Annotated in this window: 5 protein-coding genes; all 5 read right to left on the bottom strand. The window is 37.2% G+C overall.

Translation table 11 applies throughout. From position 1 onward, the window contains the following. Window positions 1-351: 351 nt before the first annotated feature. Window positions 352-1,161, bottom strand: coding sequence for an AAA family ATPase (locus AC06OU_RS16180; RefSeq protein ID WP_475857150.1), 810 nt, complete (start codon window positions 1,159-1,161; stop codon window positions 352-354). A gap of 175 nt (window positions 1,162-1,336) precedes the next feature. Continuing rightward, window positions 1,337-1,699 (bottom strand): YisL family protein, encoded by a 363-nt coding sequence (locus AC06OU_RS16175; protein WP_475857149.1) that lies wholly within the window; start codon window positions 1,697-1,699, stop codon window positions 1,337-1,339. Window positions 1,700-1,756: 57 nt separating this feature from the next. Further along, complete coding sequence (locus AC06OU_RS16170; protein ID WP_475857148.1) at window positions 1,757-2,653, bottom strand: fumarylacetoacetate hydrolase family protein; 897 nt, start codon at window positions 2,651-2,653, stop codon at window positions 1,757-1,759. 78 nt (window positions 2,654-2,731) lie between these two features. Next, window positions 2,732-3,892, bottom strand: coding sequence for a DUF418 domain-containing protein (locus AC06OU_RS16165; protein ID WP_475857146.1), 1,161 nt, complete (start codon window positions 3,890-3,892; stop codon window positions 2,732-2,734). 11 nt (window positions 3,893-3,903) lie between these two features. Further along, window positions 3,904-6,401: helicase-exonuclease AddAB subunit AddA (gene addA / locus AC06OU_RS16160; RefSeq protein ID WP_475857144.1), on the bottom strand; the 2,498-nt coding region annotated here is incomplete at its 5' end.

The following is a 6,401-nucleotide window of genomic DNA, read 5'->3' as shown; positions in this document are numbered from 1 at the left end:
ATAGCTTTAGCCATATCATTAACGGATGACTTTTGAGTGTTGTCGCGACTAACGCCACGACATCACTCTACTTTCGGTAATCTTATGGCTCGTCCCTATCCGTCGCCTCCCTACAACTATTAGAAACGGATTAAAGGCGTTTTAGCTAATGAAGGAATAGATGACCATTCTAATGGGCAAGCAGCTCGCGAAGATACAATTTCGCGAGCTCTTACTTTTGTTATAGAGAAGTTCTTACTTATTTTTTCAAAAAGATATGAGAAGAAAATTACTTTATTAATTCAACCATTAGGTGGCTAGTTTTGTTGGCTATTATATGCGTTTTGAAGAACCTGCAGATGTTTTTGCTGATTATTCAAATTCATTCTTCCGATTATTGAAAAAATCATAGAAATATTTTACGTTTTCAAGCTCTGTCCATCTATTTGTTGTTAAAAGGGGTGCGTCAAGGTTATAGATCTTAGCATCTAGTGTTCCCAACATAAATGGAGAATGTGTCGCTATAATAAATTGACAGTCAAAGAATCTTGCCAGTTTATTGATTTCTTCTGCCAACTGAATTTGGTTTTTAGGAGAAAGAGAGGTTTCAGGTTCATCGAGCAAGTATAATCCGTTTGGGACAAGATATTCATCAAATCTCTGCATGGATGTCTCACCGTTAGAATACTTCTCATTTGAAAATTTCATAATCTTTATTTGCTTGTACATCTGTGAAGAATGTTTCAACTCTTCCAAATGTTCCTTAGTATATCCCAACCTAGAATGTTGGTAAAGGTAACCTTCCTTAAGAACTGCCTCCTGCTGAATCTTCTTAATCTCATATAAAATATCTTCGCTTTTGATGTACAAACTATTATGCGGTAGTTGATCTGACTCTCCGTCACTCTTATTTTCACCTAGCGCGTATGAACAAGCTGATATGTATTCTAACGGATATATGTTGTTGCTATTATTTGTTATTTCTTCAGCTCCTGTAATTTTAAGCTTGTTTGCCATTAAATTTAATAGTGTGGATTTACCGGTACCATTGTTACCATACACTACTGTAATGTTATGAAAGACTAACACTTCTCCAGTTATTTTTCTAAACACATTGTATGGATATGCATTTGGATTATTTACTGTATTAGAAGAAAGCTTGAAGCTTTTCAGATATATCATATGGGTTAACCTCCTTTTGGAAAAATGAATAGCTATAATCAATATTATCATCTTTTTATTACGGCTCTAGAAACTTAGTGTGAGAGTTGAATCATAAATTAAATTTCACCTTTTCCATAGCCTTCTCCTTCTAAAATACAAAAAAACTCCCATGTAAACATGAGAGTTTTAATTATTAAGCTAAAAAGTTAATACCCATTGGAAGCTTGAATCCAAGGAATAAAGCAATAAAGAAGAACACAAATACTAATACTAGGAACGTCGTATATGGCTTACCTTTTGCTTTTTTAACTAAAGTCATTTCCATCATACTAATTACTAGAATACCAGCTATAAACTTCAAGCCATACAGCATGCCCTCTCCATAATCCATCCCTTTGATGAATAAGGCAACTCCTGTAAGGATGATTACCAAATAATCTAAACGTAAGATCATATGAACAACCTTTGAATTAGACATTGCTAGAGCAACAAAAAATAAAATTAATGCTACTACCCATGTTGTTATGTGTAAATGCGTGCTTGCTAAGAAATCCATTGTTTCACCTCAACGTTAATTTTAATATACTTTTACTATACCACTTTTAAACTACCATTACTCAAACTTGTTTACAAGCGTTCCGATTCCTTCTATAGAAACTTTCACAATATCGCCTGATTTCAAGAATTTTGGAGGATTAAACCCTTTACCTACTCCTGCAGGTGTGCCTGTTAAAATGATATCTCCAGGCTCCAAGGTTACAATTTTTGATATCTCACAAATAATATTCTCAACAGAATAAATCATATCTGAAGTTACTCCGTTTTGACGGATTTCATCGTTTACTTTTGTAACAATCGTTAAGTCCTGCGGGTTTGGAATCTCATCCTTCGTCACGACATAAGGTCCCATCGGACATGACCAATCTAAACTTTTTCCTAAAAAGAACTGTTGATGTTTCTTTTGTAGGTCTCGTGCTGTTATATCATTAGCAATTGTATATCCAAAGATATAATCATACGCAAGTTTGGATGGAATGTTTTTCCCTTCTTTTCCTATAACAATGGCAAGCTCTCCCTCGTAATCTAAGGAAGTAGTAACCTCTGAGTGAACTGGTAATGTTTGTTCATCTGCTGCAATAGTTGTTGGAGCCTTTGTAAATACAACAAAGTCCTCCGCTACCCCTCCCATTTCCTTCGCATGATCGGCATAATTTTTACCAATTGCCATTACATTTTTAGGTGTGCGAGGGATCGGTGATAGCCATTCAATTTCTGTAAATGAGCGTTTAAAACGATTAGGATCTTCTTCTTTTAAAGCTGTTTCTATTAAAACACGTATTTGTTCGATAAAATCCATCCCGAAGCTGACACCTTGTACGATAGTTGCAGGAAAGTTCGTTAACACTTGCAATTCTTCTTGAATAGTAAGTACATCCCATACTGCTTCTTCTTTTTTTACTTTTGGACCAAAATAAATTTTATCGTTTAATCGGTATGACAATAGCTTCATCTATAAACACTCCTCTAAAGAAATTTGAATCTATTAATATAGTCTATTACAAACTTTGTTTAATTTCATCTTTTTCGATCATATTTTCGAATAAGTCAGTTTTCTCCACAATAATTCGACAGGACCTTGTTTGAACTTAGTAAACCAGATTTCTGCAAAAATGACTTGAATTACATAGATACCTATTGCCATCCATGTACCTGTGGCTATGTCGACTTTACCGTATAAACCAAAGCCGTAACCGTAGAAAATGGTAGTCGCAAGAATGGATTGCATTAAATAAATGGTCATAGACATTCTACCAGCCTTAGCAATTGGTGATAATAATTTTCCCATAATAGGAACTGTACAGATCAATGCTAGGAAACCACCGTAAGCAATGGCTTGAAGAGGCCCACCAAAAGTGTCTTGTACCGTCATTGTAAATAAATCATCACCTTTACTAAACGGTAACCACTTAATAGCTGTTCCTGCGGTCATTGTAACAATTATTGTGATGATCCAAAATAGCTTCAGCTCTTTTGCTCGCTCAATTAGCTTTAGCTTGGCAGCCGCCGATCCAATCATTAAAAGCGGTAATATCGTACAAAGAATAAGCACTACATTTAAACCGTATCCTTGCATATAAATCCAATCCGCTAACCTTTGTCCAAATACATCAAACCATGACCCTTGTGAATAGGCTACGGCCGATTCCTCTACCTTTTGAATTGCTGTATAAAGAACGGACTGTTCAGGAGCTAATTTTGTCATGAAGTAGACCAATCCAGTTAACAAGCCATTTGGTATTAAGTACAATAAAGCTGCGATTAACATTAACCAAAATGACTTTAACCTCATTAACACGATCAAACATAATCCGGCTAATGCATAAGTAATCAAAATGTCACCAGACCAGATAAGAAACGCATGTACACATCCAATTGCTAGTAATATCAACAGTCTTCTTACTGCTAGACGCGCAAAGGATGTGCCCTTTGCCTCCGACTTCATAAATTGCATCGCTAAACCGTATCCAAAAAGCATCGCAAACAACGGATAGACACTGCCCTGTACGAAAATATCAATCCATTTATAGGCTACTTGATCCCCTGGAGTTTGATACCAATCGTATGGATTTACATAAATATACGGACCATGAAAAAATAGCATATTCACTACAAAGATTCCTAGTAAAGCAAAGCCTCTCATTACATCGATAGAAATGATTCTTTCTTTTTCTTGCGTAGGTAAAATCACCAAGCTTCCCCCTAAATAATTACTGTTTTATTTATATCAAATAGATATAATACTCTCTCTTTTATATCGACCTTTAAGATGTCTTCGATAGCCTTTTCATATAACGAAAGCTGTATTGCATATCTGTTTTTCATCTCTTGTAATAAAAGATCCTCGTTGCTTTGTAAATGCTTTACTTTATCTGTTTTATAATCTAGCAGCACCCATCGACCATCTTCTTCTTGGAATAAACAGTCTACAACCCCTTGGACAATCTGCTTATCGCCATCTTGGTCAACTAAAGCGTAGGTGAAAGGAAATTCTCTCATTACTTTTTTAGCTACTCTCAAACGTTCTGCAATATCAGAATGGAAGAAAGGGACCATCTTTTGTGGATTAATCGCTTCTTTTTCAGCATTAGTAATAATTTCTCGTTCTTTTAGCCTCTCGGCAAATGCCAGCACTTGTTCTGCGGTCTTTTGTTCAGACAAATCTACATGCTGCATAAATGCATGGACAGCAGTACCAGCTTCAACTCCTGTCAGTTTCGTTCCTTCCTGTAAAAAGAAAGGACGCTTAGCCACTTTACTCTTTACAGTAGTAGTAGTAGGACCAAAGAACTCTTCATCATGGCGCTCGGACAATAATTGTAGTCGCTTCATCTCGCTCACTGACTGCTTAGAACGTTTATGAGTGGACCCCTCAAATTCGTAACGCGTATCAAAAATTTTCTTTATATCGTCTAGTACCGCAGTATTTTCTAGCTGCAGAAGTCCCTGAAGTGAAGCTTCCTCTTTTTTCTCTTCCTCCTGGTGAACTTTAAGCTCATCTATATGCTTAGCAACTATATTCCACTTCGAGGGACCCTCCACTATGTTTGCCTCGTTTATTTGAGATAACTGACTATAATCTCGGTGGCGAGCAAGAGCAGGGCCAATCCAATCCAAATATCCTTTCGCTTTTGCCCTTTTATAATCTGGGATCATTTCATCACTCATAAGTGTTTGAGAATCCTCCCATTTGTCTAGGGTTTTTGCTAAGTCCTTTATAGTTGCCACTAGGAATAAGTGTTCCTTGGCACGAGTCATCGCCACATAGAGAACTCGCATTTCCTCTGCTTTTAGTTCCATTTGTTTCTTTTCTTTTACCGCTAGGAATGGAAGCGATGTAAAGGAAATACGTTTGATAGGGTCTATTGCCTTTACGGCAAGTCCAAAGTTCTGATCAAATAAATATGACTCGTTAAAGTCCATTTGGTTAAATGGTCTTCCCATCCCAGCGAGGAACACGACTGGAAATTCTAGACCCTTAGAAGAATGGATGGTCATTAAGCGAACAACATTTTCTTTTTCACTTATAGATCTAGCTGCACCTAAATCGTCTCCGCGCTTTCTCATCCGATCAATAAACCGTAAGAAACGGAACAATCCACGGAAGGATGTCTTTTCATAAGCAACAGCTCGGTCATGTAACACACGTAGATTCGCTTGACGCTGCTTTCCGTTAGGCATAGAGCCAACAATTTCATAATAATGGGTGTCCAAATAGATTTGCCATATTAAGTCTGCTAAAGAGCCTCTTCTACTAAGATCTCTCCAATCCTCAAATTGTAGCAAGAATCTTTGGAGCTTTTCTGCCGTTTCAGAGGATAAGCCTGCTCCTCCACTTGAGACGAATAACTTCAATGCTTCATAAAATGATTCCTTTGGTGCAGCTAATCGGATAAGCGCAAGCTCTGATTCAGTTAAGCCCACGAAAGGTGCTCGAAGAACAGAAGCTAGTGAAATATCCTGGTAAGGATTATCAATGGTACGTAGGGTATGTAGCATGATTAGAACTTCTATCGCTTCAAAGTAACCTTTGGAAAGCTCTGCATATAAAGGAATTCCTTCCTCTTTAAACTGTTCATTGACTTCCTGCGACCAGGTCATGGACCGCATAAGAATGACCATATCGCTATATTGAACAGGGCGTTCTTTCTTTTTCCATGGATCATAGACTGTATGTCCGCTCGCGATCATTTCTTTTATTTTTGAAATGATATAACGTGCCTCTGCTTGGGATTTTTTTAATTCCTCCTCGGCATCAACAGATGAAAAATCTTCCTCATCTGCATCTACCTCGGAACTACCATCCTCCACTTCATATAACAACGCAAGCTCTACCGCTGTGTCTTTGTCATCATATGGAGCTTGAGGCTTTAGGGAAGCAGCATCATCATAATCTATTTCTCCAACATTTTTACCCATAATTTGTTGGAAAATATAGTTCGTTCCGTGGAGCACTTCTTGACGACTTCTGAAGTTTGCATTTAAATCAATTTTCACTCCAGAATCTAATGGCTCTTCATTAAATACGCGATACTTTCCAAGAAAAAGCATAGGCTCAGCAAGTCTGAACCTGTAAATAGATTGTTTTACATCGCCAACCATGAACATGTTCCCAGTTAATTCATCACCGCTTTTAACTAATTGAAGAATAGTTTCTTGGAGATTATTAGTATCCTGGTATTCATCCACGAGCACTTCTT

This window comes from Psychrobacillus sp. (genome assembly GCF_056205495.1).
Note: the sequence above shows the minus strand (reverse complement) of the source record. Positions and strands in the feature narration are given on the sequence as shown.